At 69.9% G+C, this 24,664-nt stretch carries 24 protein-coding genes and 1 tRNA gene; 16 read left to right on the top strand and 9 right to left on the bottom strand.

Annotated elements, in window-relative coordinates:
• Positions 1–176: 176 nt before the first annotated feature.
• Entirely contained in the window at positions 177–533 is a 357-nt protein-coding gene (gene cpdR / locus KF910_RS05270) for a cell cycle two-component system response regulator CpdR (protein WP_292259342.1), read from the top strand.
• Positions 534–742: 209 nt separating this feature from the next.
• Positions 743–817, top strand: a tRNA-Val gene (locus KF910_RS05265).
• A 144-nt stretch (positions 818–961) separates the two neighbouring features.
• Here KF910_RS05265 and KF910_RS05260 read toward each other — a convergent pair.
• The 3 genes from KF910_RS05260 to KF910_RS05250 all read right to left on the bottom strand — a co-directional run bounded on the left by KF910_RS05260 (position 962) and on the right by KF910_RS05250 (position 5,471).
• Positions 962–1,789: a TIGR02186 family protein gene (locus tag KF910_RS05260; protein WP_292259341.1), complete on the bottom strand. Its 828-nt coding sequence runs from the start codon at positions 1,787–1,789 to the stop codon at positions 962–964.
• The gene (locus tag KF910_RS05255) at positions 1,786–2,712 is read right to left on the bottom strand and encodes a sulfite exporter TauE/SafE family protein (RefSeq protein ID WP_292259340.1); all 927 of its coding nucleotides are present in this window, start codon (positions 2,710–2,712) and stop codon (positions 1,786–1,788) included. The genes KF910_RS05260 and KF910_RS05255 overlap by 4 nt, the downstream gene beginning before the upstream one ends.
• 113 nt (positions 2,713–2,825) lie before the next feature.
• Positions 2,826–5,471, bottom strand: coding sequence for a hypothetical protein (locus KF910_RS05250; RefSeq protein ID WP_292259339.1), 2,646 nt, complete (start codon positions 5,469–5,471; stop codon positions 2,826–2,828).
• A 221-nt stretch (positions 5,472–5,692) separates the two neighbouring features.
• On the opposite strand from KF910_RS05250, the gene KF910_RS05245 reads away from it, so the two are divergent.
• From KF910_RS05245 to KF910_RS05220, 6 genes are all read left to right on the top strand, one after another.
• Positions 5,693–5,908, top strand: a complete 216-nt coding sequence (locus KF910_RS05245; RefSeq protein ID WP_292259338.1) for a hypothetical protein — start codon at positions 5,693–5,695, stop codon at positions 5,906–5,908.
• Positions 5,909–5,947: 39 nt separating this feature from the next.
• Positions 5,948–6,520 (top strand): SH3 domain-containing protein, encoded by a 573-nt coding sequence (locus KF910_RS05240; protein ID WP_292259337.1) that lies wholly within the window; start codon positions 5,948–5,950, stop codon positions 6,518–6,520.
• Between the two features lie 52 nt (positions 6,521–6,572).
• Positions 6,573–7,118 (top strand): 3-hydroxyacyl-[acyl-carrier-protein] dehydratase FabA, encoded by a 546-nt coding sequence (fabA, locus tag KF910_RS05235; protein WP_292259336.1) that lies wholly within the window; start codon positions 6,573–6,575, stop codon positions 7,116–7,118.
• 44 nt (positions 7,119–7,162) lie between these two features.
• Positions 7,163–8,398: a beta-ketoacyl-ACP synthase I gene (gene fabB / locus KF910_RS05230; protein ID WP_292259335.1), complete on the top strand. Its 1,236-nt coding sequence runs from the start codon at positions 7,163–7,165 to the stop codon at positions 8,396–8,398.
• Between the two features lie 176 nt (positions 8,399–8,574).
• Positions 8,575–9,375: an enoyl-ACP reductase FabI gene (locus KF910_RS05225; protein WP_416354685.1), complete on the top strand. Its 801-nt coding sequence runs from the start codon at positions 8,575–8,577 to the stop codon at positions 9,373–9,375.
• A 55-nt stretch (positions 9,376–9,430) separates the two neighbouring features.
• Positions 9,431–10,144: a LytTR family DNA-binding domain-containing protein gene (locus KF910_RS05220; protein WP_292259330.1), complete on the top strand. Its 714-nt coding sequence runs from the start codon at positions 9,431–9,433 to the stop codon at positions 10,142–10,144.
• Positions 10,145–10,153: 9 nt separating this feature from the next.
• Here KF910_RS05220 and KF910_RS05215 read toward each other — a convergent pair whose 3' ends face one another.
• From KF910_RS05215 to KF910_RS05205, 3 genes are all read right to left on the bottom strand, one after another.
• Positions 10,154–11,635, bottom strand: a complete 1,482-nt coding sequence (locus KF910_RS05215; protein ID WP_292259328.1) for a carotenoid oxygenase family protein — start codon at positions 11,633–11,635, stop codon at positions 10,154–10,156.
• A 13-nt stretch (positions 11,636–11,648) separates the two neighbouring features.
• Positions 11,649–12,107, bottom strand: a complete 459-nt coding sequence (locus tag KF910_RS05210) for a DUF2141 domain-containing protein (RefSeq protein ID WP_292259326.1) — start codon at positions 12,105–12,107, stop codon at positions 11,649–11,651.
• Positions 12,108–12,260: 153 nt separating this feature from the next.
• Positions 12,261–12,674, bottom strand: coding sequence for a metallopeptidase family protein (locus KF910_RS05205; RefSeq protein ID WP_292259325.1), 414 nt, complete (start codon positions 12,672–12,674; stop codon positions 12,261–12,263).
• 104 nt (positions 12,675–12,778) lie between these two features.
• Here KF910_RS05205 and KF910_RS05200 point away from each other — a divergent pair, with 104 nt between their 5' ends.
• The 4 genes from KF910_RS05200 to KF910_RS05185 all read left to right on the top strand — a co-directional run bounded on the left by KF910_RS05200 (position 12,779) and on the right by KF910_RS05185 (position 18,288).
• Complete coding sequence (locus KF910_RS05200; protein ID WP_292259323.1) at positions 12,779–15,130, top strand: ATP-binding protein; 2,352 nt, start codon at positions 12,779–12,781, stop codon at positions 15,128–15,130.
• A 75-nt stretch (positions 15,131–15,205) separates the two neighbouring features.
• On the top strand, positions 15,206–16,057 hold the full coding sequence (locus KF910_RS05195; RefSeq protein WP_292259322.1) for an HAD family hydrolase: 852 nt from the start codon (positions 15,206–15,208) through the stop codon (positions 16,055–16,057).
• 76 nt (positions 16,058–16,133) lie between these two features.
• Complete coding sequence (locus tag KF910_RS05190) at positions 16,134–17,114, top strand: alpha/beta hydrolase family protein (RefSeq protein ID WP_292259320.1); 981 nt, start codon at positions 16,134–16,136, stop codon at positions 17,112–17,114.
• Between the two features lie 49 nt (positions 17,115–17,163).
• Positions 17,164–18,288 (top strand): acyl-CoA dehydrogenase family protein, encoded by a 1,125-nt coding sequence (locus KF910_RS05185; protein ID WP_292259318.1) that lies wholly within the window; start codon positions 17,164–17,166, stop codon positions 18,286–18,288.
• Between the two features lie 42 nt (positions 18,289–18,330).
• On the opposite strand, the gene KF910_RS05180 is transcribed toward KF910_RS05185, so the two are convergent.
• Positions 18,331–19,260, bottom strand: coding sequence for an electron transfer flavoprotein subunit alpha/FixB family protein (locus KF910_RS05180; RefSeq protein ID WP_292259316.1), 930 nt, complete (start codon positions 19,258–19,260; stop codon positions 18,331–18,333).
• Entirely contained in the window at positions 19,260–20,024 is a 765-nt protein-coding gene (locus KF910_RS05175) for an electron transfer flavoprotein subunit beta/FixA family protein (RefSeq protein ID WP_292259314.1), read from the bottom strand. Before KF910_RS05175 ends, KF910_RS05180 begins: the two co-directional genes overlap by 1 nt.
• An 88-nt stretch (positions 20,025–20,112) precedes the next feature.
• On the opposite strand from KF910_RS05175, the gene KF910_RS05170 reads away from it, so the two are divergent.
• Positions 20,113–20,457, top strand: coding sequence for a hypothetical protein (locus KF910_RS05170; RefSeq protein ID WP_292259313.1), 345 nt, complete (start codon positions 20,113–20,115; stop codon positions 20,455–20,457).
• Between the two features lie 7 nt (positions 20,458–20,464).
• On the opposite strand, the gene KF910_RS05165 is transcribed toward KF910_RS05170, so the two are convergent.
• Positions 20,465–21,304 (bottom strand): TerC family protein, encoded by an 840-nt coding sequence (locus tag KF910_RS05165; protein ID WP_292259311.1) that lies wholly within the window; start codon positions 21,302–21,304, stop codon positions 20,465–20,467.
• Between the two features lie 263 nt (positions 21,305–21,567).
• Here KF910_RS05165 and KF910_RS05160 point away from each other — a divergent pair, with 263 nt between their 5' ends.
• The 3 genes from KF910_RS05160 to KF910_RS05150 all read left to right on the top strand — a co-directional run bounded on the left by KF910_RS05160 (position 21,568) and on the right by KF910_RS05150 (position 24,638).
• On the top strand, positions 21,568–22,122 hold the full coding sequence (locus KF910_RS05160) for a F0F1 ATP synthase subunit delta (protein ID WP_292259309.1): 555 nt from the start codon (positions 21,568–21,570) through the stop codon (positions 22,120–22,122).
• Between the two features lie 70 nt (positions 22,123–22,192).
• Positions 22,193–23,725 (top strand): F0F1 ATP synthase subunit alpha, encoded by a 1,533-nt coding sequence (atpA, locus tag KF910_RS05155; RefSeq protein ID WP_292259307.1) that lies wholly within the window; start codon positions 22,193–22,195, stop codon positions 23,723–23,725.
• A 34-nt stretch (positions 23,726–23,759) separates the two neighbouring features.
• Positions 23,760–24,638 carry a F0F1 ATP synthase subunit gamma gene (locus KF910_RS05150; protein ID WP_292259305.1) on the top strand — a complete coding sequence of 293 codons (879 nt, stop codon included), beginning with the start codon at positions 23,760–23,762 and terminating at the stop codon, positions 24,636–24,638.
• The last annotated feature ends 26 nt before the right edge of the window (positions 24,639–24,664 follow it).

Raw genomic sequence — 24,664 nt, 5'->3', positions numbered from 1 at the left:
TTTTTCATGGCCGGTTTACCGTTCCGGCCCTAGAGCGAAATCGGTTCAGTTGGACGCACGTCCAACTGAACTCAGATCTTCGCTCCAGGGACTCCTGGGCCATTGTTCTGGGTTCGGTCGATTCCGACTGAACCGAAAATGGTCTAGGGTCCGCCGACAGACCGGGGGACCACTGCATGGCGCGCATTCTGCTGGCCGAGGACGACGCCTCGCTGCGTGGCTTCCTGACCCGGGCGCTGGAGCGCGCCGGGCATGAGGTGGTCGACTGCGAGAACGGCGATGACGCCATCGACGCCCTGGAGGCGGGGCCCTACGACCTGCTGCTGACCGACATCGTCATGCCGGGCGCCGACGGCATCGAGGTGGCCCGCGTCGCCGCGGCGCGCCAGCCGGGCCTGCGCATCATGTTCATCACCGGCTTCGCCGCCGTGGCCCTGACGGCCGCCCAGGCCAGCCCCCAGGCCAAGGTCCTGTCCAAGCCCGTCCACCTGCGCGATCTGGTCGACGAGGTCGAGAAGATGGTGGCGGCTTAATTCTTGTCGCTACCGCTCGCGCCGCGGGCGCTCACTGCTTGAGCGATGGGGACTTGCGTCTTCTTGATCTCTACCGCTCGCGCCGCGGGCGCTCGCTGCTTGAGTGACGATGTGGTGGGCGATGCGCGCTTTCCCGCTTGCGGTCGGCGAAGGGGCCGGGTTATAGACGCCGCCTTCCCGCCCCGGCGCACAGCCAGGGCCGTCAAGGCGGACGCGTAGCTCAGCGGGAGAGCACTACGTTGACATCGTAGGGGTCACAGGTTCAATCCCTGTCGCGTCCACCATTTCTTCTTTGCGAATAGCCGCCACGCCAACCCTATCCGCGTGGTTCCGGTTCAAGGCGAAGCCTTTCACCTCCACCATTCTTTTCAGCGGATTATCAACGGCCATCGACCACGTGCGGGCCGACGCCGAAGGCGTACGGCGCGTCAGTTCCGTCTGAAGATCCGGCTGGCGCCGTAGCCCGTCAGGGCGGCCAGAAGGACGCAGAGAAGGCCGTATGACCAGGGTCGGCGATGGGCGAACTCATAGAGGTCGCGCTCGAACCCCACCTTCTCGACCGTCAGGGTCAGGTTGGAGACCGACACCGGGGCGCCGTCCTGGAACAGCCAGACCTCCGTATAGTAGCGCCCCGTCGGCGCCGTGGTCGGCAGGCGCACCTCGGCCCGGAACAGGCCGCGGTCGACGAACTCCACCCCGTCCGGATCGGTGTCGTAGAGCTGGGCCGCCTCCTTCAGCCGGATGACGGCGCGGCGCCAGTCCAGATAGTCCTCGCCCAGCCGGCTGATCACCACGTCGCGCACGCCATAGCGGGTGACGCTGCGGCTTTCCTCGGGCGCATTGATGCGCAGGTGGTTCACCCCCACCCCCAGGCGGCGCAGCTGGCCGAAATCGGCGATGTCGGACAGGGGGCGGGTCGAGGCGGTCATGTAGAAGCCGGGCGCCCCCTCGAACAGCACCGGCCGGCTGTTCAGCCAGACGCCCATGTTGCGGGTCTTCTTGACCAGGCGGACAGGGGCGTCGGGACCGCGCACCACCACCACCACATCGGCCGGCCGGTCCCCCGGATTGAAGACCGCGCCATAAAGGACGATGGAGGCCCCGCGGAATCCGGAATCGACCTTGACCTGGGCCTCGGTCAGGGCGGCGGCGACGCGCAGCGCCTCGGTCGTCACGGTCGAGCGTTCCGGGGCCGGGGCCGGGGCCGGAGCCGGGGCGACGACGGCGGGCGGCGGGGGCGGAAGGGCGGCGATCATCCGTCGGCGACCCCCGGCGCGATCTGGAACAGCTCGCTGGGCCGCACGAACAGCTCCAGCCCCATGTAGAGACCCACGGCCAGGACCAGCAGTCCCAGGGCGGCGCGCAGTTCCTCGCCCCGCATGCGGCCGGACATCCGGGCCCCCAGCTGGGCCCCGACCACCCCGCCCAGCAGCAGGATGGTCGACAGGACGATGTCCACCGTCTGGTTGCGCCCGGCCTGGAGCACGGTGGTGATGGCGGTGGTGATGATGATCTGGAACAGGCTGGTGCCGACCACCACCCCGGCCTTCATCCGCAGCACATAGAGCATGACCGGCACCAGGATGAAGCCGCCACCGACGCCCATGATGGCCGACAGGACGCCGGCGAAGACGCCCAGGGCGAAGGGCGGCGCCGCCGAGATGTAGAGGCCCGATTTCGGGAACCGCATCTTGCCCGGCAGGCCATACAGCCACAGGGGGCGGCGGCGATCCTTGCGGGGGGCCGGCTCGCCGCGACGCCGCCGCAGGATCTCGCCCAGGCTTTCGTTCAGCATCAGGGCGCCGATCACGCCCAGGAAGGTCAGGTAGGACAGGGCCACCACCAGGTCCGCCTGGCCCAGCAGCCGCAGATAGCGGAACAGCTCGACGCCCAGCAGGGCGCCGATGGCCCCGCCGGCGGCCATGATCAGCCCCATGCGGAAGTCGACCGCCCCCTGGCCCGAATAGCGGATCACGCCGGATGTGGAGGAGGCGACCACATGGCTGGCCTGGCTGGCCACCGCCACCGAGGGCGGAATGCCCAGGAAGATCAGCACCGGCGCCATCAGGAATCCGCCGCCGATGCCGAACAGTCCGGACACGAAGCCGACCACCGCCCCCAGTATGACCAGGAGCGGCCAGTTCACCGAAACCTCGGCGATCGGCAGATAGATATCCAAAGGACGCGCCTTCGGCTGGATGCGGACGGTGACAACGCCGAGGCGGCGATGCGATGGGTCTTAGACCATTTCGTCGCCAGGTCGAATCCGCATCGCCCGGACGCCGCGTCCGGTCAGCCGGCCGTGGGTTCGACGGCGAAGGCCTCGGCGGCGCGGCGGGCGGACTGGACGGTGGCGGGGGCGGCCGCCTGGCGCAGGCGCTCGACCGCGGCCGGGGCTTCTGCGTCGCCGCCGCGCGCGGCGATCATATACCATTTCAGCGCCTGTTCGGCGTCGGCCGGCGTCCCGTCCAGACCCATCTCATAGAGGCGGGCCACATTGTACTGGCTGTCGACCAGCCCCTGGTTGGCGGCGGCCAGCATCAGGCGGAAGGCCTCGGCCCGGTTGCGGTCGCCCCCGGTCCCCTCGAACAGATACATGGCGTAGGCGTGCCGGCCACGGGCGTTGCCGCTTTCGGCCGCGCGGCGGGCCCAGGCGCGGGCCTGGGTCAGATCCTGGGCCACCCCCGCCTCGCCGTCCTGATACAGCTTGACCAGATGCAGCTGGGCCGCCGGTTCGCCCAGCTGGGCCGAACGCTTAAGGGTCTCGACCCCGGCGGCGTCGCCATTGTCCAGCTGTTCCAGGGCCAGGGCGTAGAGGGACTGGGCCTCATCGCGCACGGCCGGATCGGGCGTGGTGGTCGGGGTCAGGCTCAGGGCCGTCGGCTGGGCCGCCTCGCCGGCGCCGGTCCCGACGCCCGGGAAGGGCGTCGTCCCGTCGGTCAGCCGCATATAGCCATAGACGCCGCCGGTCAGCATGACCGCCGTGACCGAGGCCAGCAGGGCCTTGCGCACGGTCGAGCCGTCGCGGGCCGCCTGCTTGTCTAGCCGTTCCTGCAGCTTGGACTTGCCGCCCTTCTTGCGGTTCAGGCCGAAGGCGGCGCGGGCCGGCGGCTCCTGGGCCGGGGCGGCCATGGCGGCGCGGGCCGCCTCGACGGCGCTGCGGCCCGGCAGGCTGGCGCGACCGGCTGCGGCGGCGGCGCCCATGGAGGCGCGCAGGGCGCGCGGATCGACGAACTCGGTCTCGGCGGCGAAATCGTCCGCATCGGCCTCGACCGCCGCGGGCACCGCGCGGCGCGGCGCGGGTTCGGCGGTCTCCATCGCCGCGGCGGTCGCGGCCAGGGCGTCCTGCACATCGGCGCCGCCGAAGGCCGCGAACGGTTCGGGCGATCCGAAGGGGGAGGCCGGCTCGGCTTCCTCGACAGCCGGCGCCATCAGGTCGGCGACGGTCGGCGGCGTCTCGGTCCAGGCCGGGGCGTCGAAGGCCGGGTCCTGGAAGGCGGCCGAGCGCCAGTCGGGGGTCACCAGGTCGTCGTCGCGTTCGACCGGCGCGGGCGCGGCCGGGGGTTCGGCGGGCGCGGGCTCGACCCGGCGCTCGATGGTCTCGCGCGCCTCGGCCAGCAGCCGGGCGGTGCGTTCCTCGGACAGCCGCATCCGCTCGGTCAGTTCGCCCGAGGCGCGGTCGTAGCGCTGCTCGATCCGGTCCGAGCTTTCCGACAGGCGCCGGCCGATGTCCTCGATGGCCTGGGCCGACTTGCGCTCGGATTGGGCGATGCGTTCGGACAGTCGGTCGGAGATGCGGGTGATCTCGCCGCCCAGCTTCTCCAGCGCCAGGGCGTGCCGGTCGTCCGACGAGACCAGACGCTGCTCCACCGCCTGGGCGTGGCGCTTCAGTTCGCGCTCGAACCGGGCCGTCTGTTCGGCGCCGGCGCTTTCGGCGCGCTGCATCCGGCCGTTCAGGTTCTGGGCGATGCGCAGGACCTCGCGGCCCATGGCTTCGATCGAGCGGGCCGAACGCTCCTCGGCCGCCCGCGCCTGGTCGCCGACCGAGGCCAGGCTCTGTTCCAGCCGGGCCATGCGGTTGTCGGCCTCGGCGGTGTCGATGCGGCGCATCATCTCCGCCCGGTTGGCCTCGACCTGACGCGACAGGCTTTCGGCCAGTTTCTCGAACCGGGCCGCCTCGCGCGCGCCGGCGGGCTCGACCCGCTGTTCCGCCGCGGCCATCCGGCGGTCCAGGTCGGCGAAGGACCGTTCCAGCCCACGCAGGGCGTCGGCCGTGCGCGACTGGGCCTGGTCCAGCCGCGCCCCGACCTGATGCAGCAGGTCCGAACCCGGCGTCGTCTTCTCGACCGCGTCCATCCGCTGGCGCAGTTCGTTGACCGAGGACCGCTGGCGCTCCTCCATGTCATAGAGCCGGCCGGCCAGGGCCCCCAGGGTGGTCTCGACCTTGCCGAAGGTCTCGGTTGTCTTCGGTCCGGTCTCGGTCTCGAAGCGGCGCAGGCGGCGATGGCCTTCCTTCAGCTCTTCGGAGATGTCGTCGATGCGCCGGCCCCAGGCGCGGTCGCCGTTCTGCTGCTCGTCCAGCCGGCGGACCAGGCCGGCCACCGCCTGGTCGACGCCCTGGATGGCCGTCTGGGCCCGGCGTTCGGACGCCTCCAGCCGCGCGGCCAGGGCCTCTACCGAGGCCGAGATCCGATGCAGCATCTCGTCGTCGGCGCCATAGGCGTCGTCCATCCGCCGGATGCGGCCGCGACGTTCATAGCTGTCGGCGGCGTGGGCGCGGCGCGGCAGGGGCGTATAGCCGTCGTCGCCCCCGTCTTCGATGATCATGGAGTTCAGCCATTCGCCCAGGGTCATGCCCGAGCGCCGGGCGAGATCCTTGGCGATCTCACGCGCCTTGGGATCGATCCCCTTCACGCTCCACGGCGCGGCTGCGCTCACTGATTCGCCTCCCGACCTACGCGCCTGACGCTAATCGCCCAGATCAAGCGTGTAAACGCGCCGTTAACCGCAAGATATGGGGTTTGCACCAGCCATCTGTGGAAATCCCGTCCCAAGCCGCCTCAGGGAGCGGCGCGTCGGGTTAAGGCCTCGTTAAAGATTAACCCCTCGGCAAGAATTTCGGCCTTGCCCCGACCGGGGTCAGCCGCCACTTGCGGCGGATGGACCTGACCCTGACCCTGTGGCTGCTCGGCGGCTTTTCGGCCCTGGCCCTGTTCGCCGGCTGGCGCGGGGCGCGGCCGCCCGATCCCCATCGTGGCCCGCGCATGATCCCATGGCGCTTCATCATGCTGCTGTCGGCCGCCGCGGTGATGCTGCTGCTGACCCATCTGGGGTCCCTGGGCGGGGCGCCCCGCCCAGGGTTAGGAAACCCTTAAAGGCCGCGCGGCATGGTGGGCGAAACGAGACGCCTCGCCGTGATCCAGACGCCGTTCCGACGCCCGCTCCTGCTCGCCGCCGCCGCGACCTTCGCCGCCGTGTTCGGCGGCGGCGCCGCGACCATGCCCGACGGCCGGCCGACCCCGACAGGGCTGGAGGTGCCGCGGTGGATCTCGCTGAAATCCTCCCAGGTGCGCGCCCGCGGCGGCCCCGGCCTGGACTACCAGATCTTGTGGGAATACCGCGCCGCCGGACTGCCGGTCCAGGTGGTGGCCGAGACCCGCCACTGGCGCAAGGTGTGCGACCCGGAAGGCTCCGTCGCCTGGATCCATCGGTCGGTGGCGTCCGGCCGCCGCACCGTCTTCAACACCTCGGCCCGCGAGACGCCGATCCGCGCCGCGCGGTCCGAGACGGCCTCGGTGCGCGCCCGGCTCCAGCCCCATTCCCTGATCGGGATCGAGGACTGTCAGGACGGCTGGTGCCGGGTCCGGGCCCGCAAGCTGAGCGGCTGGGTGGCCGAAGGGGCTGTGTTCGGAACCCAGGCCCGCGCCCTGTGCGACGCCGCCCGCCCGGCCGGCCCCGCCCCGGCCCGGACCGCACGACCCGGTTGAGCCGTCCGGCGCGAGCGTGTAGGCCGCAGGGGTGCAAACGGAGCCCGCGCGCTTGACCCAGTCGTCGCAATATCCCTCGTCCTTCGATCACGCCGCCCTGCTGGCCTCGGGCCGGGGCGAACTGTTCGGCCCCGGCAACGCCCAGCTTCCGGCCCCGCCGATGCTGATGTTCGACCGGATCACCCAGATCACGGCGGACGGCGGCGACCACGGCAAGGGCTATGTCGAGGCCGAGCTGGATATCCATCCGGACCTCTGGTTCTTCCAGTGCCACTTCATCGGCGATCCGGTCATGCCGGGCTGTCTGGGCCTGGACGCCATGTGGCAGCTGGTGGGCTTCTACCTGGGCTGGATCGGCGGGCCGGGACGCGGCCGGGCCCTGGGCGTCGGCGAGGTGAAATTCACCGGCCAGGTCACGCCGGACATCAAGAAGGTGGTCTACAAGATCCACCTGAAGCGGGTCATCAACCGCAAGCTGGTCATGGGCATCGCCGACGGCGTTCTGGAGGCCGACGGCGAGGTGATCTACACCTGCAACGACATGCGCGTCGGCCTGTTCGGTGCGACGAAAGACGGCGCCGAACCGGTCGGCGGCTGAGCGTTAGACTGACGCTCCAGGAACCTTTCAGAGAGAGAACCCCCATGCGGCGTGTCGTTGTCACCGGACTGGGCATCGTCTCCTCCATCGGCACGGGCCAGGACGAGGTCGCGGCGTCGTTGAGAGACGCCAGATCGGGCGTGCGCCACGCCGCCGATCACGCCGCCCATGGCTTCCGCAGCCAGGTCTGGGCCCCGCCGTCCCTGGGCCATACGGCCGAGGACTGGGCCGACAAGGTCGACCGCCGCGCCGCCCGCTTCCTGGCCAATGGCACCGCGTGGGGCCACATCGCCTTCGAAGAGGCGCTGAAGGATTCCGGCCTGACGCCGGACGAGATCAAGGACCCGCGCATCGGCCTGATCGTCGGCGAGGGCGGCCCTTCGACCCAGGTCATCCTGCAGGCGGCCCAGACGACGGTCGAAAAGGGCTCGCCCAAGCGCATCGGCCCCTTCGCCGTGCCCAAGGCCATGGCCTCCGGCCCCTCGGCCGTGCTGGCCACCTGGTTCGAACTGAAGGGGATCAACTATTCGATCAGCTCGGCCTGCGCGACGTCCGCCCACTGCATCGGGGCGGCGGCCGAACAGATCGCCTGGGGCAAGCAGGACGTGGTCTTCGCCGGGGGCGTTGAGGACATCGACTGGTCCATGTCGAACATGTTCGACGCCATGGGCGCCATGTCGTCCAACTTCAACGAGACCCCCTCGGTCGCCTCCCGAGCCTATGACAAGGACCGCGACGGCTTCGTCATAGCCGGCGGCGCGGGCATCGTGGTGCTGGAGGAATACGAACGGGCCGTGGCGCGCGGCGCGACCATCTATGCCGAGGTCACCGGCTACGGCGCCAACTCCGACGGCTACGACATGGTGGCCCCGTCGGGCGAGGGCGCCGAACGCTGCATGAAGATCGCGCTGGAAATGGCCGGCAATCCGCGCATCGACTATCTGAACCCCCACGGCACTTCGACCCCCGTGGGGGATTCCAAGGAGATGGCTGCGGTCCGCAACGTCTTCGGCGACGACCTGCCGATGATCAGCTCCACCAAATCCCTGACCGGCCACAGCCTGGGCGCCGCCGGGGCGCAGGAGGCGATCTACTGCCTTCTGATGATGAAGCACGGCTTCGCGGCCGAGAGCGCCCACATCGAGAACCTGGACCCCGAGTTCGAGGGCATGCCGATCCTGCGCGCCCGCCACGACGGCGAGCTGACGCACGTCATGTCCAACTCGTTCGGCTTTGGAGGGACGAACGGGACCCTGATCCTCTCGAAGGTTCAGGCCTAAGAGACCGCCTCGCCTCGCGTCATCCCGGCCCGGACGCCTGTTGTGCGCCGGTGCGACGAGAACCGTGCGGCGACCCCAAGCGGGAGGCGTGCCGACTTGCTCCGTCCGACGCCCTCGTCCAGAAAGGCGCGACTGATTTGAGGAGCGCACACATGGCCGCCGAATCCGCCTGGACCATGCCGACCGGAACCCTGATGAAGGGCAAGAAGGGTCTGATCCTGGGGGTGGCCAACGCCAACTCCATCGCCTGGGGCATCGCCCAGCAACTGGCCGCCCAAGGCGCCGATCTGGCCTTCACCTATCTGGGCGAGGGGCTGGAGCGGCGGGTGCGCCCCCTGGCCGAAAGCGTCGGGGCGAAACTGATTGTCCAGGCCGACGTCACCGACGACGCCAGCATGGACGCCGCCTTCGCCGAGATCGAGAAGACTTTCGGAACCCTGGATTTCGTCGTCCACTCGGTCGCCTTCGCCAACAAGAACGAGCTTCAGGGCTCGTTCGTCGACAACACCACCCGCGACAGCTTCCTCCTGGCCATGAACATCTCGGTGTTCAGCTTCGTCGACGTGGCCAAACGGGCGGCGAAACTGATGCCGAACGGCGGGTCGATGATCACCATGACCTATCTGGGGTCAGAGCGCGCCATCCCCAACTACAACACCATGGGGGTGGCCAAGGCGGGGCTGGAGGCGGCGACCCGCTACATCGCCCGCGACCTGGGGCCGAGGGGCATCCGCGTCAACGCCATCAGCGCCGGCGCCATGCGCACCCTGTCGCTGGCCGGCATCTCGGGCGGCCGGGGCATGATCTCCCAAGGCCGGGCCATGAGCGCCATGAAGGAGGACACCTCGATGGAAGGCGTCGCCGGCGCCGCCCTGTGGCTGTGTTCGGACCTGGGCCTGTCGACGACGGGCGAGGTGATCCACGTCGACGCCGGCTTCCACATGATGGGCATGGCCGCCGACGAGGCAGAGGGCTGATCGCCTGGGTATCCGGTCGGACCTGACCCCCTCCCTGTCTCAGCTGGCGCGCGGCGTGGGGTTCGCCGCGGCCGTGGGCGCCTTCCTGGCCTTTTCCGGCGCCTTCATCAGCGGTGATCCGCCCCTGACGCTGCGCCTGGCCTATTGGGTTCCTCTGATGGTGGCGGGCGGGGCCTGGGGCCATCTCTGTTCGGTCGTCGTCTGCCGCTGGATCGACCCGGCGGAACGGCCATGGCTGGACGCCCTGGTGCTGACGGTGCTGATCGCCCTGCCGATGACCCTGGTGGTCTGGGCGGTGACCGGGCTGATGTTCCAGGGCCGGATGTATCCGCTGGCCGTCCTGCCGGCCTTCCTCCTGCCCGTCGGGATCGTCAGCCTGGGCATGAGCGTGCTGAACATCTTCATCTCGCGCGGGCGGACGGTGCGCACCCATGCGGCGGCGGCCGACGCCGGACCGGCGCGGTTCCTGGATCGCCTGCCGCCCCGGCTGAAGGGGGCGCGGCTGATCGCCGTCCAGGCCGAGGACCACTATCTGCGCCTGCACACAGACCGGGGGTCGGACCTGATCTTGATGCGCCTGTCCGACGCCGTGGCCGAGTTGGAGGGGCTGGAAGGCGCCCAGGTTCACCGCAGCTGGTGGGTGGCGCGCGAGGCGGTGCGCGACGTCAGCCGCGGCGACGGCCGGGCCCGCCTGACCCTGGACGGCGGCCTGACCGCGCCGGTCAGCCGCGTCCACGCCCGGCGCCTGCGCGCCGAAGGCTGGTGGTAGGGCGCCGCTTCAGCCCCCCACCCACGACCCGTGAAAACTGGCCGGCAGGGCCACGTCTGCGCGCCAGGTGGCGACCGGCCCCTCCTCGACCCGGGCCAGGTCCAGCACATGCAGTTCGGTCGCCCGCGCCTTCAGATTGATGGTCGCCCCGACCAGCCAGGCCTCGGCCTCGTCGGTCGCGCCGGGCTTGGGCACATAGACCATCTCGTCCGCCACATGATCGGCGCCGAAGTCGAAGGCGCGGGTGCGGCCGCTGGCCCAGTCCGTCACCCCGGTCCCGCAGGCCAGGGGCCGCCGCGCCGTGTCGCCGATGGTGTGCAGGCTGAACCGCCGGGCCTGGCCCGCCCGGCGCGGATCGCTGCGCGGAAACTCGGCGATCTGACCGGTCCGCTCCAGCCGCGCCGGGCCGGAGGGCGGCAGGACGGCCAGGGCCAGTTCGGCCGGACGCCCGCCGGTCGGCACGCCGTTCAGGATGCGCTGGGCGCCGTGGGCGGCGAAATCCATGTCCTGGTGGGCGCAGACGTCGAATCGGATGGTCCCGTCCGCCTCCTCCCAGGCGTCGCCCAGATGGAAGAAGCCGAAGGTCGGCAGGTCGTGGACACGGCGCCGGCTCAGGTCGTCCTTGTCCAGCACCAGGACCTGGGTTCCCGCCTGGGGCGTCCAGTCGAAGGCCGCCGACATCGGCATGACGTTGCGCGCGTGGACCCAGGGCTGCAGCACGATGACCAGATGCCGCGCCGTCGCGGTGAAGTCGTGGATGTAGCTGGCGCGCGGCAGGGGCACGACCTGGGCGTCCTCCAGCGTCCCGTCGGCCGCCAGCCGCCAGACGATGGCCTGGGCGCCGTTCAGCCCCAGGTTCCAGATGCGGCCGTCCGGCTCGATGCGCGGATGGGCCAGGAAGGGCATGGACTTCAGATCGGGCCTCAGGGTGACGAAGCCGCGCGTTTCCAGGGTGTTCGGGTCCATGGCCAGGGGCGACCCGGCCTCCCACAGGGCCCAGACCGCATCGCCGACCCGATGGATCGAGGTGTTGGCCGCGCTGGCGTCGTCGGCCGAGCCGATCTCGGCGCGCGGATCGGCCAGGGTGCCGAAGCCGGGCATGACCATGGCGTCCAGCCGCGTCTCCTGACGGCGCTTGGGCGTGTCGGCGAAACGGGCGGACAGGACCGCGCGGCCGTCCTCGATGGCGAAGCGGCGGATCAGGCCGTCGCCGTCGAACCAGTGGGCCGCCGATCCGCCCGCGCGGCGGAACTTCGCCGGACCGTTGCGATACAGCAGCCCCTTCAGCCCCTCCGGCGCGCGGCCGTGCACCAGGTTCAGGGCGCGCGGCGCCACATCGGCCTCGACGTCGGCGGTGGCCAGGGCCCAGTCCGGGGCGCCCACGTCTTCAAGGGCGCGCAGGGCCGAGGCGGCGAAACTGGTCTCGGGCGCGGCGACCGCGGCCGAGACGGCGGCGGCGCCCATCATGAAGGCGCGACGGGACGGGATCATCGACGCCGCCCCCTTATTTCAGCCGCAGGGTCTGGGCGGTGTCGCCCGCGACCGTGAAGCGCGCCCGGTCCCACGAGGCCGGGCCCATGTTGCCGACGGCGTTGTTCGAGAAGGCGTAGGGTTCGGTCGGCATGCCGAAGGGGTTGGTGTTCATCTGGCCGTCGCCGTCCACGTCGTGGAAGGCCTTGGCCGCATAGTCGCCGGGGGCCAGGCCGTCGAAGTCCGCGACCCGCTGACCGCCGGCCACGTCCAGACGGGCGACGCGCACGGGCCGGCCGGCGTCATAGGCTTCAGCGCTGTCGAACAGGGCCACCATGACCATCCCGGTCTCGGCGCCGACATCGAAGGTCAGGACCAGGTGGGCCGAAGGGGTCTGGGGCGCGGCGTTCTGGGCCAGGGCCGGAGCCGCCGTCAGCGCCAGGCAGGCGGCGAGGGCGGAGGCCAGGGCGGCCGAGCGGATCGGGGTCTTCATGCGGGCTCTCGGATCAGGGGGACCCGACCGCCGGGCCCCGATGACCGGACCCTGGCCGCCGCCCGCCACTGCCGCCACCGGCCTTGCGGCGAGAACCGCCTCGCCTTCGCCAACGGACAGGCGGCGCCGTTCACGAAGCGCGAACGGACGGGTTCAGTCGCCGGCGGCGTCCTCGATCGCGTCGATGTCGTCGTCCGACAGGCCCAGGTGGTGGCCGATCTCGTGGATCAGGACGTGGGCGATCAGCTCATACAGGCCGACGTCCCCCCGCTCGCACCATTCGTCCAGGATGGGGCGGCGGTACAGAAAGACGCGCGAGGGTTCCGCCGCTGGTCCCATGGCGTCACGCCGGCCGATGTCGACCCCGCTGTACAGGCCGGTCAGGCCGAACGGGTCCTCTATGCCCAGATCGTCCAGGGTCTGGTCGTCGGCGAAGTCGTCGATGCGGATCACCACCTCGCCCGCCGCCTGGCGGAACAGGTCGGGCAGGTCGTCGAAGGCGCGCCGCGCCAGGGTGGCGAAATCGTCCAGCGACGGCGCGGGCCAGTCGGTCCAGGTCTCGGTCATGGCCGACATATCGCCGCGTGTGGGGCCGGCCGCAATGCGGCGCTTTGGAGCCCGCCGAAATCCGCTATGGTGAATCCGATTCGATCCCTGGCGGGTGGAGGGAGATGGCCGAGGCCGACATCGCCTATGCAGCCACCGCCGGCGCCTGCGGCCTGGCCCTGGCGCTCAGTGTCTGGGCCTGGCGGGCGCGGGCGCGACTGAGCGCGCGCGAGGTCGCGGCCGAGGCGGCGATCCTGGCCGCCCAGGGCGAGCGGGCGCGCCACGACGGGGCCCTGGCCGCCTTCGACGAGGTGCGGCTGTCGCTGGATGGCGAACCGGTCATGGTCGGCCTGCCCGATCAGGTGCGCGCCCTGACCCGGTCCCTGGACGCGGACGACGCCGAGGCCGTGCGCGACGCCCTGTTCCTGCACCTGGGCGAGCCCCTCCTGGCCCTGACCCAGACCGGTGCGCCGTTCGACGCCGTCCTGCCGGCCCAGCCCGCGCCGTGGCGGGTTTCCGGCCGGGCCCTGTCGGGCGAGGCCTGGCTGCGCCTGTCGCCCCTGGACGCCGCCGGCGCCAGCCTGGCCTCGGACGCCGCCGAGAGCGGTCTGGGCATGCTGGCCGACGCCTCGCCGGTTCCGACCTGGGTGGTCGATCCGGCCGGCCGCCTGGCCTGGGCCAACCGCGCCTGGCTGGACGAGGTGGGGGCCGCCACCCTGGACGCCGCGCGCGACAGGGGCCTGAGCTTCGATCGCGGCGTCGAGACCCTGACGTCCGAGGCGGGGCGCAGCGGCATGCGGCAGGAGGGCTTTCGCTGGACCGCCTCAGGCGGACGGCGCCGCGCCTGGCGCATCGTGGCCGAACCGGCGCCGGGCGGAACCGGGGCGGTCATCGCCTTCGCCATCGACATGACCGAGGCGGAAGAGACCCGCGACACCCTGCGCCGCCACGTCGAGGCACACGACGAGACCCTGAACCACCTGGCCGACGCGGTGGCCATCTTCGGCCCGTCCAAGCGGCTGGCCTTCCACAACACCGCCTTCCAGACGCTGTTCGACCTGGACGCCGCCTGGCTGGACGACCGCCCGACCCACGCCGAGCTTCTGGACCGGCTGCGTCAGGGGCGGCAGATCCCCGAGGTGGTCGACTACGCCGGCTGGAAGGCGCGCGAACTGGCCTTCTACGAGGCCTCGGCGGCCTCGCCCGACGACAGCTGGTCCCTGCCCGACGGCCGCACCCTGCGCGTCGTGCGCCAGCCGCACCCGCTGGGCGGCATATTGCTGCTGTTCTCGGACATCACCGACGAGCTGAAGCTGCGCAGTCGCTATAACGCCCAGATCCAGGTCCAGCGCGCGACCCTGGACAAGCTGAACGACGCGGTGGCCGTGTTCGGGTCGGACGGGCGGATGCGGCTGCACAACGAAGCCTTCGAGACCTTCTGGGGCGTCGGCGCCGATCAGCTGGCTCAGGCGGGGGATTTCGATTCGGTGGCCGAGATCGGCAAGGCGATCCTGCCCGACGCCGGCCTGTGGCTGGGGCTGAAGGCGCGGGTGGCCGATCCGGACCCCGAAAGCCGGGTGGCCGTGGCCGGCGAGGGGCGCACCAGCGACGGCCGCATCGCCGCCTGGCGCACCCGCCCCCTGCCGGACGGCGCCACCCTGGTGGCCTTTTCCGACGTCACCGCCCGGCGCGAGCTGGAACAGGCCCTGCAGGCCAAGGAGGCGGCCCTGGCCGAAAGCCAGGCGCTGAAGCGCGAGTTCGTCGGTTCGGTCAGCTATGAGCTGCGCACCCCGCTGACCACCATCGTCGGCTATTCGGAACTGCTGGAGACCCTGGGCGATCTGCCCGAGCGCAGCCGCCAGCACGCCGGCGCCATCCGGGTGGCGGCCAGCCAGCTGGCCCGCTCGATCGACGATGTCCTGGACATGGCCCAGATCGACGCCGGCGAGATGGAGCTGAGCCTGCACGACCTGCGCGTCCGCGACCTGCTGGACCAGGCGGGCGAAACCGTGCGGCCCAAGGTCGAGGGGCGCGGCGCCAGCCTGACCGTGACCTGCCCCACCGGCCTGGCCCCCATCCGCGCCGACGCCCATCGCATCGGCCAGGCCCTGGATCACCTGCTGGAGAACGCCGTCCGTTCGGTGTCCGAGGGCGGGGCCGTCACCCTGTCGGCCGAGGACGGGCCGGGCGAGGTCCGCATCCGCGTCGCCGACACCGGGCGCGGCATCCCCTACCACCTTCAGCCCAATGTGTTCGACCGCTTCGTCCGGCGCGAGCGCGGCGGGCCCGGCGTCGGCCTGGCCCTGGTCAAGGCCCTGGTCGAACTGCACGGCGGCTGGGCCGAGGTGGAGAGCGAGCCGGGCAAGGGCGCCGCCTTCATCCTGCACCTGCCGCTGAGCGCCGCCGGCGAGGCGGCCCCGCCGGAGCTTTCGCTGAGTGGCGAGTGGCGAGTGGCGAGTGGCGAGCAGGGCGGCTGACGCGTGCGCGTCTTTGACTCGCATCACGGCCTTCACTAACCACTCGCCACTCGCCACTCGCCACTAGGAGGCCGCATGGCCGCCCCCCTGAAGACCGCCCTGATCTACGATTTCGACGGCACCCTGGCGCGCGGGAACATGCAGGAGGTGACCTTCATCCCCTCGGTGGGCATGGGCATCGGCGACTTCTGGGGCGAGGCCGACCGTCTGACGCGCGAATCCGACGGCGACAACATCCTGATGTACATGCAGCTGATGCTGCAGCGGGCGCGCGAGAACGGGGCGCCGATCACCAGGAAGATGCTGCGCGAACACGGCCAGGACGTGAAGCTGTTCGACGGGCTGAAGTCCGACCTGACCGGCAAGGGCTGGTTCGAGCGCATCGACGCCTTCGGCCAGCAATATGGCCTTGAGATCGAACACTATATCGTCTCGGCGGGGCTGGAGGAGATGATCGAAGGCTGTCCGATCCGCGACGCCTTCCGCCACGTCTTCGCGTCGAAATTCGTTTACGACAAGACCGGCACGGCCATCTGGCCGGCGGTGGGCGTCAACTACACCACCAAGACCCAGTATCTGTTCCGCATCAACAAGGGCGTGCTGAACCACTACGAGCACGAACAGATCAACCGCTTCATCCCCGACGACGTGCGGCCGGTGCCGTTCGAACGGATGATCTTCCTGGGCGACGGCGACACCGACGTGCCGACCATGAAGATGATGCACACCAAGGGCGGTTTTTCGATCGCCGTCTATGACCCGCGCAATTCCGAGCGGGACCAGAACAAGATCTATGGGCTGATCTCGGAAGACCGGGTCAATTTCGTCGCCGCCGCCGACTATCGCGAAGGCTCGGCCCTGGACCTGATCGTCAAGGGGCTGATCGGCCGTATCGCCATCAATGCCGGGACCATGCCGGCGGCCTGAGGGACGGCTGCATCCGTTGCGCCGGTCGGCGACGACTGTTCTTCGCAAGCGACCGGTTCGCTGACGGGAGACCAGAATGATCCGACCCACCCGCCGAGTCTTCGGCGCCCTCGCCGCGACCCTGATGCTGGGCGTCGCCCTGCCCGCCCTGGCCCAGGACATCCGTCGCACCCCCGTCGAGGGATTCCCCCACGCGGCCGCCTGGCGGCTGGATGACGGCGTCTCGCGACCGGTGGTGGTGATACTGCACGGGGCGGACGGCGGGACCGAGGCGGGCGAGCGGTTCGGGCCGATCCTGGCCCGGCTGGGCTATGTGGCGGTGGGCCTGCCCTATTATTCGCCCGACTGGGGCCAGTATGGGCCGCCCAAGGCCCTGCCGGAACTGTCGGGCAGTTTCGTCGACATTCCGGTGGACCAGCTGGCGCGGCTGCGCGACGCCGTGGCGGCCATGCCCGGCGCCGACGTCGAGCGGTTCGGCCTGTTCTCCGGCTCCAAGGGGTCCGAGTTCGCCCTGATCGCGGCCAGCCGTTATCCCTGGATCGACGCGGTCGTCGCCTATACGCCCAGCGACCTCGTCTGGGAGGGCTGGGGCCTGGAGACGCTGGAGGCCGAGGGCACGCGGTCGTCCTTCGCCTTCGACGGCCAGGCCCTGGCCTTCATGCCCTATCGGGGTTTCGTCGAGGGGCTGCTGGCGGGCGACGCGGCGGACCTGCGCGCCATCCACGAGAACGGCCGCGCCGACCACCCCGAGCGCGAAGCCGAGGCCCGCATCCCGGTCGAAAACTATGGCGGCGCCCTGATGCTGATCGCGGGCGAGCAGGACGCCCAGTGGAACTCGGCCCGCCAGGCCCGCAACATCGTCGCCGCGCGCCAGGCGGCGGGCCTGCCGACCGAGGCCCTGATCTATCCCGAGGCGGGGCATGACCTGATCGGCGACGGCGGTCCGCGCCAGGCCCATCGCAGCGGCGGAACGCCCGATGCGAACGCCGCCGCCCGCGCCGACGCCTGGCCGCGGGTCACGGCCTTCCTGGCCCGGGCCCTGCGACCCGCGCCGTGACCCACCCCCGCCGCTTGCCGCGGGCGGCGGCGGGCCCTATCCCGGAGAGATGGCCGCGCCCCTGATCCTGACCGAAGAACAGACCCTGCTTCAAGGGGCTGCCGACGGCTTCCTGAACGAACAGGCCCCCATCGCCCATCTGCGCAAACTGCGCGACGACCGCGAAGCCGAGGGAGTGTCGCGCGACCTGTGGCGGGCCTTCGGCGAGATGGGTTTCGCCGGCGTTCTGATCCCCGAGGCGCATGGGGGCATGGGGCTGGGGGCGGTCGAGGCCGGGATCATCGCCGAAAGCCTGGGCCGCACCCTGACGCCCTCGCCCTTCTTCGGCACGGCGGTGCTGGCGGCGCGGACCCTGGGCGCGGCGTCGGCGGACCAGCAGGCCGCCTGGCTGCCCCGCATCGCGGCAGGCCAGGCCATCGTCGCCCTGGCCCTGGACGAGGGCGCCAAGCACCGGCCCGACCGCATCGCCACGACCGCCGAACGGTCGGGCAACGGCTTCCGTCTGAACGGCGCCAAGGCCATGGTTCTGGACGGCCATGTCGCCGACGCCCTGATCGTGGCCGCGCGGACGCCGGAGGGGACCACCCTGTTCCTGGTCGATCCCCGGGCCGCGGGCATCGCCATCGAACGCACCGTCATGGTCGACGCCCATAACGCCGCCCGCGTCACCCTGGCGGATGTTCAGATCGACGCTGACGCCGTGATCGGGCCGGTGGGCGGAGGCGAGGCGATCCTGGACGGCGTCCTGGCCCTCGGCCGGGCCTGCGCGGCCTCATCCCTGGTCGGAGCCGGGGACCAGGCCTTCCGGATCACCCTGGACTATCTGCGAACCCGCCAACAGTTCGGCCGGCTGATCGGCGAGTTCCAGGCCCTGCAACATCGGGCCGCCCATCTGTTCAGCGAGATCGAGATCGCCCGCGCCGCCACCTTGGCCGCGCTCCAGGCCGTGGATGGCGAACGTGACGACGCCCCCATGGCCGCCGCCATCGCCAAGGCCAAGGCCGGGCGGGTCGCCGAACTGGCGGTGCAGGAGGGGGTCCAGATGCACGGCGGCGTCGGCATGACCGACGAATTCGACATCGGCCTGTTCATGAAGCGGGTCCGGGTTCTGAACGAAACCCTAGGCGATCCCGCCTTCCATCAGGAAGGCCTGGCCCGCGCCCAGCGATTCTGATCCGTTCCCGCCCCGGCGTCCGGGACGGAAACGGATCGAAGATCAGCCCAGGGCGGCCATCAGTTCGGGCACGGCGGTCTTGTAGTCGGCCACCAGCCCATAGTCCGCGACCTGGAAGATCGGGGCGTCAGCGTCCTTGTTGATGGCCACGATGACCTTGGAGTCCTTCATGCCCGCCAGGTGCTGGATGGCGCCCGAGATGCCGATGGCGATGTAGAGTTGCGGCGCCACCACCTTGCCGGTCTGGCCGACCTGATAGTCGTTGGGGGCGTAGCCGGCGTCGACGGCGGCGCGGCTGGCGCCCACGGCGGCGCCCAGCTTGTCGGCCAGGGGGTCCATGACGGCGTGGAACTCTTCCGCCGAGCCCAGGGCGCGGCCGCCCGAGACGACGATCTTGGCGGCGCCCAGTTCGGGCCGGTCCGACTTGACCATTTCCTCCGAGACGAAGGCCGTCTTCGGCGCGTCGCCGGCGGCGACCGTCTCGACCGAGGCCGAGCCGCCTTCGCCGGCGGCCGCGAAGGCGGTCGGGCGCACGGTGATGACCTTCTTGGCGTCCGAGGACTGCACCGTCTCCAGGGCGTTGCCTGCATAGATCGGACGCACAAAGGTATCGGCGGACACCACCTCGATGATGTCCGATATGGGCGCCGTGTCCAGCTTGGCGGCGATGCGCGGGGCGAAATTCTTGCCGTCGGTGTTGGCGGGGGTCAGGATGGCGTCATAGCCGCCGGCCAGGGGCAGGACGGTCGCCTCGACCGCCTCGGCCAGGCCGTGGCCCACGGCGTCGCCGTCGGCCAGCAGCACCTTGCGCACGCCCGAGATCTTCGCGGCGGCGGCGGCCACGCCCTTGGCGCCCTTGCCCAGGACCAGCAGGTCCACGTCGCCCGAGATGGCCAGGGCGGCGGTGATCGTCTTGTTCGTGGTGTCGCGGACGGCCGAACCATCGTGATCGGCGATGACGAGAACGGCCATTACAGCACCCCCGCGGATTTCAGCTTGGAGACCAGTTCGGCCGCGTCGGCGACCTTGACGCCCGCCGACCGCTTGGGCGGCTCGGCGACCTTCAGAACCTTGAGGCGTGGCGCGGTGTCGACGCCGTAGTCGGCGACCGCCTTCATGGCGATCTCCTTCTTCTTGGCCTTCATGATGTTGGGCAGGGACGCATAGCGCGGCGTGTTCAGCCGCAGGTCCACGGTGACCACGGCCGGCAGGGCCGCCGCCAGGGTCTGCAGGCCGCCATCCACTTCGCGGGTCACGGTGGCCTTGCCGCCGCCGATCTCGACCTTGCCGGCGAAGGTGGCCTGGGGCCAGTCCAGCAGGGCGGCCAGCATCTGACCCACGGCATTGTTGTCACCGTCGATCGACTGTTTGCCCATTAGGATCAGGTCGGGTTTCTCTTCCTCGGCCACGGCCTTCAGGATCTTGGCCACGGCCAGGGGTTCCAGATCGGCGTCCGACTGGACCAGGACGCCGCGGTCGGCGCCCATGGCCAGGGCGGTGCGGATGGTCTCCTGGGCCTGGGTCACGCCGATGGAGACGACCACGATCTCGGTCGCCGTGCCGGCGGCGTGGTGATCCTTGCCTTCCTTCAGGCGCACGGCCTCTTCGACGGCGATCTCGTCGAAGGGATTCATGCTCATCTTGACGTTGGCCAGATCGACGCCGGTCTGGTCCGCCTTCACGCGGGCCTTGACGTTGGAGTCGATCACCCGTTTGACGGGGACGAGAACCTTCATTGCGCTATTCCATCAGCTGGCCGGAATCTTGCGGCAGGGATTGGACCGGACGGGAAGGCCTGTCAACGTAACGCCGGGTAAAGCCGCCATGATCAAACGCTTTCTGACCCCGGCGCGGCTGGGCGTCCTGTTCTTCCTGCTGTTCGGCCTGCTGGCCGGAGGGGCGGGCCTGTACCAGGTCTTCTGGGGCAATCCGGCGGACCGCTGCGAAACCTCCGGCCGCTGGTGGTGGGCCGAGCAGCGGCGATGCGTCACGCCGGTGGCGGTCGCCGACATCACCGGCCGCAAGGCGGGCCAGAGCCGGGCCGAGGCCTCGGCCGACAACAACCGCGAACTGGTCGCCGTCGAGCATCGGCTGGCGGCCGAGCGCCGGGCCCGCGACGAGGCGACCCGGGCCGAACGGGCGCGGGTCGCGGCCGAGACCGGGAACTGAGTCCGGATCAGACGCCGGGCTCGGCTTTCTCGCGGTCGTTCAGGGCGGCGCGGGCGGCCTCCTCGGCGGCGGCCCGTTTCTGGGCCGAGGAGCGACCCATCATGTTCAGCCCCTCGACCAGGGCCGAGAAGGCCATGGCGGCGTAGATATAGCCCTTGGGCACATGCACCCCGAAGGCGTCGGCGATCAGCACCATGCCGATCATCAGCAGGAAGCCCAGGGCCAGCATGACCACGGTCGGGTTCTTCTCGATGAAGTTCGCCAGGGGATCGGCGGCCAGAAGCATCACCGTCACGGCGGCGATCACCGCCACCATCATGATCGGCACGTGATCGGTCATGCCCACGGCGGTCAGGATGGAATCGATCGAGAAGACCAGGTCCAGCAGGATGATCTGGAAGATGGCGGCGCCGACGTTGTTGAGAACCACCGCCTTCTTGTCGAGCACGGCGTCGGTGGGGGTCGGATCGACGGTGTGGTGGATTTCCTTGGTCGCCTTCCACACCAGGAACAGGCCGCCGGCCAGCAGGATGATGTCCCGCCACGAGAAGGCGGTGTCGAAACTGGGTTCGCCATGGGCGTTCAGCGGCCCGACCAGACCCAGGTCGAAGACGGGGGCGGTCAGGCCGACGATCCAGCCGATGGTGGCCAGAAGGCCCAGCCGCATGATCAGGGCCAGGCTAATGCCGATGCGCCGGGTCCTCTGGCGATGTTCGGGCGGCAGCTTGTTCGACAGGATGGAGATGAAGACCAGGTTGTCGATCCCCAGCACCACCTCCATGACCACAAGGGTCACCAGGGCGGCCCAGGCTGCGGGGTCGGTCACGAGATGGGCGACGTCGAACATGAATGTCCCGGGGTTCGATCAGGCGGCGATTGCCTAAATGCGCTTCTAGCGTTGCGGTTTCTTAGGCCGCAATCCGCACGGGGTGCGGCCTGCCGCCTCGGTTGCGGTTTGGGGGGATAGGTGCTATCCGGCGCCCGGCTTCGCCAGATGACATATCGCAAGACATGTCTCCGGTATGCTTTCTGCAAGCATTTCAAGCCTTTGGTCGCAGCGAGAGTTCGCTTCGATCACGATGGAACGCTAACCGCGCGGACATTATATCTGTGGCTGACGATTTCAGGACGACGGAAGTCGGCGAGCGCTATGCACAGGCGCTGTTCGACCTCGCTGACGAGACCAAGGCGCTGGAGGCCGTGCGGGCCGACCTGAAGTCGCTGCGCGCCGCCTTCGGGGAGAGCGCGGACCTGCGCCGCCTGCTGACCTCGCCGGTCATCGCATCGGACGATCAGGCCAAGGGCCTGACCGCCATCGCCGACAAGGCGAAATTCAACGGCACGACCAAGAAATTCCTCGGCCTGCTGGCCGCCAACGGCCGCGCGCGCGACCTGACCGCCGTCATCGCCGCCTTCGAGGCCCTGTATGCCAAGAAGACGGGCGTGGTGGCCGCCGAGGTCGTGTCGGCCCAGGCCCTGAGCGCCGCCCAGCTGAAGTCGATCCAGTCGGCCCTGCGCACGGCGCTGGGCAAGGACCCCGAAACCACCGTCCGCGTCGATCCGTCGATCCTGGGCGGCCTGAAGGTCAAGGTCGGCTCGAAGCTGTTCGACGCCTCGCTGAAGACCAAGCTCGACCAGATGAAGTTCGCCCTCAAGCGTGCGTAAGCACGCGCCGACAACAAGAATGCGGCGCGCCTGACGGCTCGCCCCAGAAGACGAAGACAGAGAGATCCCCATGGATATCCGCGCCGCTGAAATCTCGGCCATCCTGAAGTCGCAGATCGCCAATTTCGGCGTCGAGGCGGACGTCTCGGACGTCGGCCAGGTGCTGTCGGTCGGCGACGGCATCGCCCGCATCCACGGTCTGGACAACGTCCAGGCCGGCGAAATGATCGAATTCCCCAAGGCCGGGGTGAAGGGCATGGCCCTGAACCTGGAGCGTGACAACGTCGGGGCCGTGATCTTCGGTGAAGACCGCGCCATCGCTGAGGGCGACGAAGTCCGCCGCCTGGGCGAGATCGTGGACGTGCCGGTCGGCAAGGGCCTGCTGGGCCGCGTCGTCAACCCGCTGGGCGAGCCGATCGACGGCAAGGGCCCGATCAAATTCACCGAGCGCCGCCGCGTGGACGTCAAGGCGCCGGGCATCATCCCGCGCAAGTCGGTGCACGAGCCGATGCAGACCGGGCTGAAGGCCATCGACACCCTGATCCCCGTCGGCCGCGGCCAGCGCGAACTGATCATCGGGGACCGTCAGGTCGGCAAGACCGCCGTGGCCGTCGACACCATCCTGAACCAGAAGTCGGTCAACGCGACCGACGACGAGAGCGCCAAGCTCTACTGCATCTATGTCGCCATCGGTCAGAAGCGCTCGACCGTGGCCCAGATCGTCAAGACCCTCGAAGAGTCGGGCGCCCTGGACTACACCATCGTCGTGGCCGCCACGGCGTCGGAGCCGGCCCCGCTGCAGTTCCTGGCCCCGTTCGCCGGCACCGCCATGGGCGAGTTTTTCCGCGACAACGGCATGCACGGCCTGATCGTCTATGACGACCTGTCGAAACAGGCCGTCGCCTATCGCCAGATGTCCCTGCTGCTGCGCCGACCGCCGGGCCGCGAAGCCTATCCGGGTGACGTCTTCTATCTGCACAGCCGCCTGCTGGAGCGCTCGGCCAAGCTGAGCGGCGACTACGGCTCGGGCTCGCTGACCGCCCTGCCGATCATCGAGACCCAGGCCAACGACGTGTCGGCCTATATCCCGACCAACGTGATCTCGATCACCGACGGCCAGATCTTCCTGGAGTCGGACCTGTTCTACCAGGGCATCCGCCCGGCCGTGAACGTCGGCATCTCGGTGTCGCGCGTGGGCTCCTCGGCCCAGACCAAGGCGATGAAGAAGGTCGCCGGCACCATCAAGGGCGAGCTGGCCCAGTATCGGGAAATGGCCGCCTTCGCCAAGTTCGGCTCGGACCTGGACGCCTCGACCCAGAAGCTGCTGGCCCGCGGCGCGCGCCTGACCGAACTGCTGAAGCAGCCCCAGTACAGCCCTCTGACCATGGAAGAGCAGGTCGTCTCGGTCTACGCCGGCACCCGCGGCTATCTGGACGGCATCGCCGTGGGCGACATCGGCCGCTTCGAATCGGAACTGCTGGCCCGCGTGAAGTCCTCCAACCCCGGCCTGCTGGAAGGCATCCGGACCAAGAAGGACCTGACGCCGGAGCTGGAGACCGAGCTGAAGTCGGTTCTGGACGCCTTCACCAAGACCTTCGCCTGAGCCTGATCTGACCGAGAAGCGAGAGTAGCGCCGGATGGCCAGCCTCAAGGAAATGCGCAATCGGATCGACAGCGTGAAATCCACGCAGAAGATCACGAAGGCCCTGAACATGGTCGCCGCGGCCAAGCTGAAGCGCGCCCAGGATCAGGCCGAAAGCGCCCGCCCCTATGCCCGCAAGATGGCCGCCGTCATCGCCAATCTGGCCGCCGGCGTCTCGGGCGACGGCGCGCCGCGTCTGCTGGCAGGCACGGGCAAGGACCAGAAGCACCTGGTCGTCATCGCCACCGGCGACAAGGGACTGGCGGGCGGCTTCAACACCAACGTCATCCGCGCCGCGCGCGAGCGCATCAACGGCCTGATCGCGGCCGGCAAGGACGTCCGCATCATCGCCGTGGGCCGCAAGGTCCGCGACGGCCTGACGCGTCTGTACGGCGACCGCATCGTCCGCACCTTCGAGATGAGCGACCACAAGGTCATCGGATTGCCGGCGGCCGAGCCGATCGCCGCCCTGATCGCCGAGGAGTTCGAGGCCGGGAACGCCGACGTCGTGACCCTGTTCTACAGCCGCTTCCAGTCGGTCATCTCCCAGGTGCCGACGCCCAAGCAGTTGATCCCCGCCGTCGTCGACGGCGACGCCCCGCCGATCGACCTGAACGGCGCCACCTACGAATACGAGCCGTCCGAGGAGGAAATCCTCGAGACCCTTCTGCCGCGCAACATCACCACCCAGATCCTGGCCGCCCTGTATGAGAACCAGGCCAGCTTCTTCGGGGCCCAGATGGGCGCCATGGACAACGCCACCCGCAACGCGGGCGACCTGATCAACAGCCTGACCCTGCAATACAACCGCAAGCGCCAGGCCCAGATCACCACCGAACTGATCGAGATCATCGCCGGCGCCGAAGCGCTCTGATCCGATACCGACACGACCTTCCGAAC

Origin of the sequence: Brevundimonas sp. (genome assembly GCF_019636155.1) — a bacterium.
Lineage (GTDB): Bacteria > Pseudomonadota > Alphaproteobacteria > Caulobacterales > Caulobacteraceae > Brevundimonas.
Note: the sequence above shows the minus strand (reverse complement) of the source record. Positions and strands in the feature narration are given on the sequence as shown.

What these genes read in the sequence shown, in the direction of transcription:
- KF910_RS05185 (WP_292259318.1), top strand. Translation starts at nt 17,164, where the DNA reads ATGGCCGCGCCCCTGATCCTGACCGAAGAACAGACCCTGCTTCAAGGG.
- KF910_RS05245 (WP_292259338.1), top strand. Translation starts at nt 5,693, where the DNA reads ATGGACCTGACCCTGACCCTGTGGCTGCTCGGCGGCTTTTCGGCCCTG.
- KF910_RS05210 (WP_292259326.1), bottom strand. Translation starts at nt 12,107, where the DNA reads ATGAAGACCCCGATCCGCTCGGCCGCCCTGGCCTCCGCCCTCGCCGCC.
- KF910_RS05200 (WP_292259323.1), top strand. Translation starts at nt 12,779, where the DNA reads ATGGCCGAGGCCGACATCGCCTATGCAGCCACCGCCGGCGCCTGCGGC.
- KF910_RS05225 (WP_416354685.1), top strand. Translation starts at nt 8,575, where the DNA reads ATGCCGACCGGAACCCTGATGAAGGGCAAGAAGGGTCTGATCCTGGGG.
- KF910_RS05205 (WP_292259325.1), bottom strand. Translation starts at nt 12,674, where the DNA reads ATGACCGAGACCTGGACCGACTGGCCCGCGCCGTCGCTGGACGATTTC.
- KF910_RS05190 (WP_292259320.1), top strand. Translation starts at nt 16,134, where the DNA reads ATGATCCGACCCACCCGCCGAGTCTTCGGCGCCCTCGCCGCGACCCTG.
- KF910_RS05170 (WP_292259313.1), top strand. Translation starts at nt 20,113, where the DNA reads ATGATCAAACGCTTTCTGACCCCGGCGCGGCTGGGCGTCCTGTTCTTC.
- KF910_RS05195 (WP_292259322.1), top strand. Translation starts at nt 15,206, where the DNA reads ATGGCCGCCCCCCTGAAGACCGCCCTGATCTACGATTTCGACGGCACC.
- KF910_RS05260 (WP_292259341.1), bottom strand. Translation starts at nt 1,789, where the DNA reads ATGATCGCCGCCCTTCCGCCCCCGCCGCCCGCCGTCGTCGCCCCGGCT.
- atpA (WP_292259307.1), top strand. Translation starts at nt 22,193, where the DNA reads ATGGATATCCGCGCCGCTGAAATCTCGGCCATCCTGAAGTCGCAGATC.
- KF910_RS05175 (WP_292259314.1), bottom strand. Translation starts at nt 20,024, where the DNA reads ATGAAGGTTCTCGTCCCCGTCAAACGGGTGATCGACTCCAACGTCAAG.
- KF910_RS05180 (WP_292259316.1), bottom strand. Translation starts at nt 19,260, where the DNA reads ATGGCCGTTCTCGTCATCGCCGATCACGATGGTTCGGCCGTCCGCGAC.
- KF910_RS05215 (WP_292259328.1), bottom strand. Translation starts at nt 11,635, where the DNA reads ATGATCCCGTCCCGTCGCGCCTTCATGATGGGCGCCGCCGCCGTCTCG.
- KF910_RS05150 (WP_292259305.1), top strand. Translation starts at nt 23,760, where the DNA reads ATGGCCAGCCTCAAGGAAATGCGCAATCGGATCGACAGCGTGAAATCC.
- fabB (WP_292259335.1), top strand. Translation starts at nt 7,163, where the DNA reads ATGCGGCGTGTCGTTGTCACCGGACTGGGCATCGTCTCCTCCATCGGC.
- KF910_RS05165 (WP_292259311.1), bottom strand. Translation starts at nt 21,304, where the DNA reads ATGTTCGACGTCGCCCATCTCGTGACCGACCCCGCAGCCTGGGCCGCC.
- cpdR (WP_292259342.1), top strand. Translation starts at nt 177, where the DNA reads ATGGCGCGCATTCTGCTGGCCGAGGACGACGCCTCGCTGCGTGGCTTC.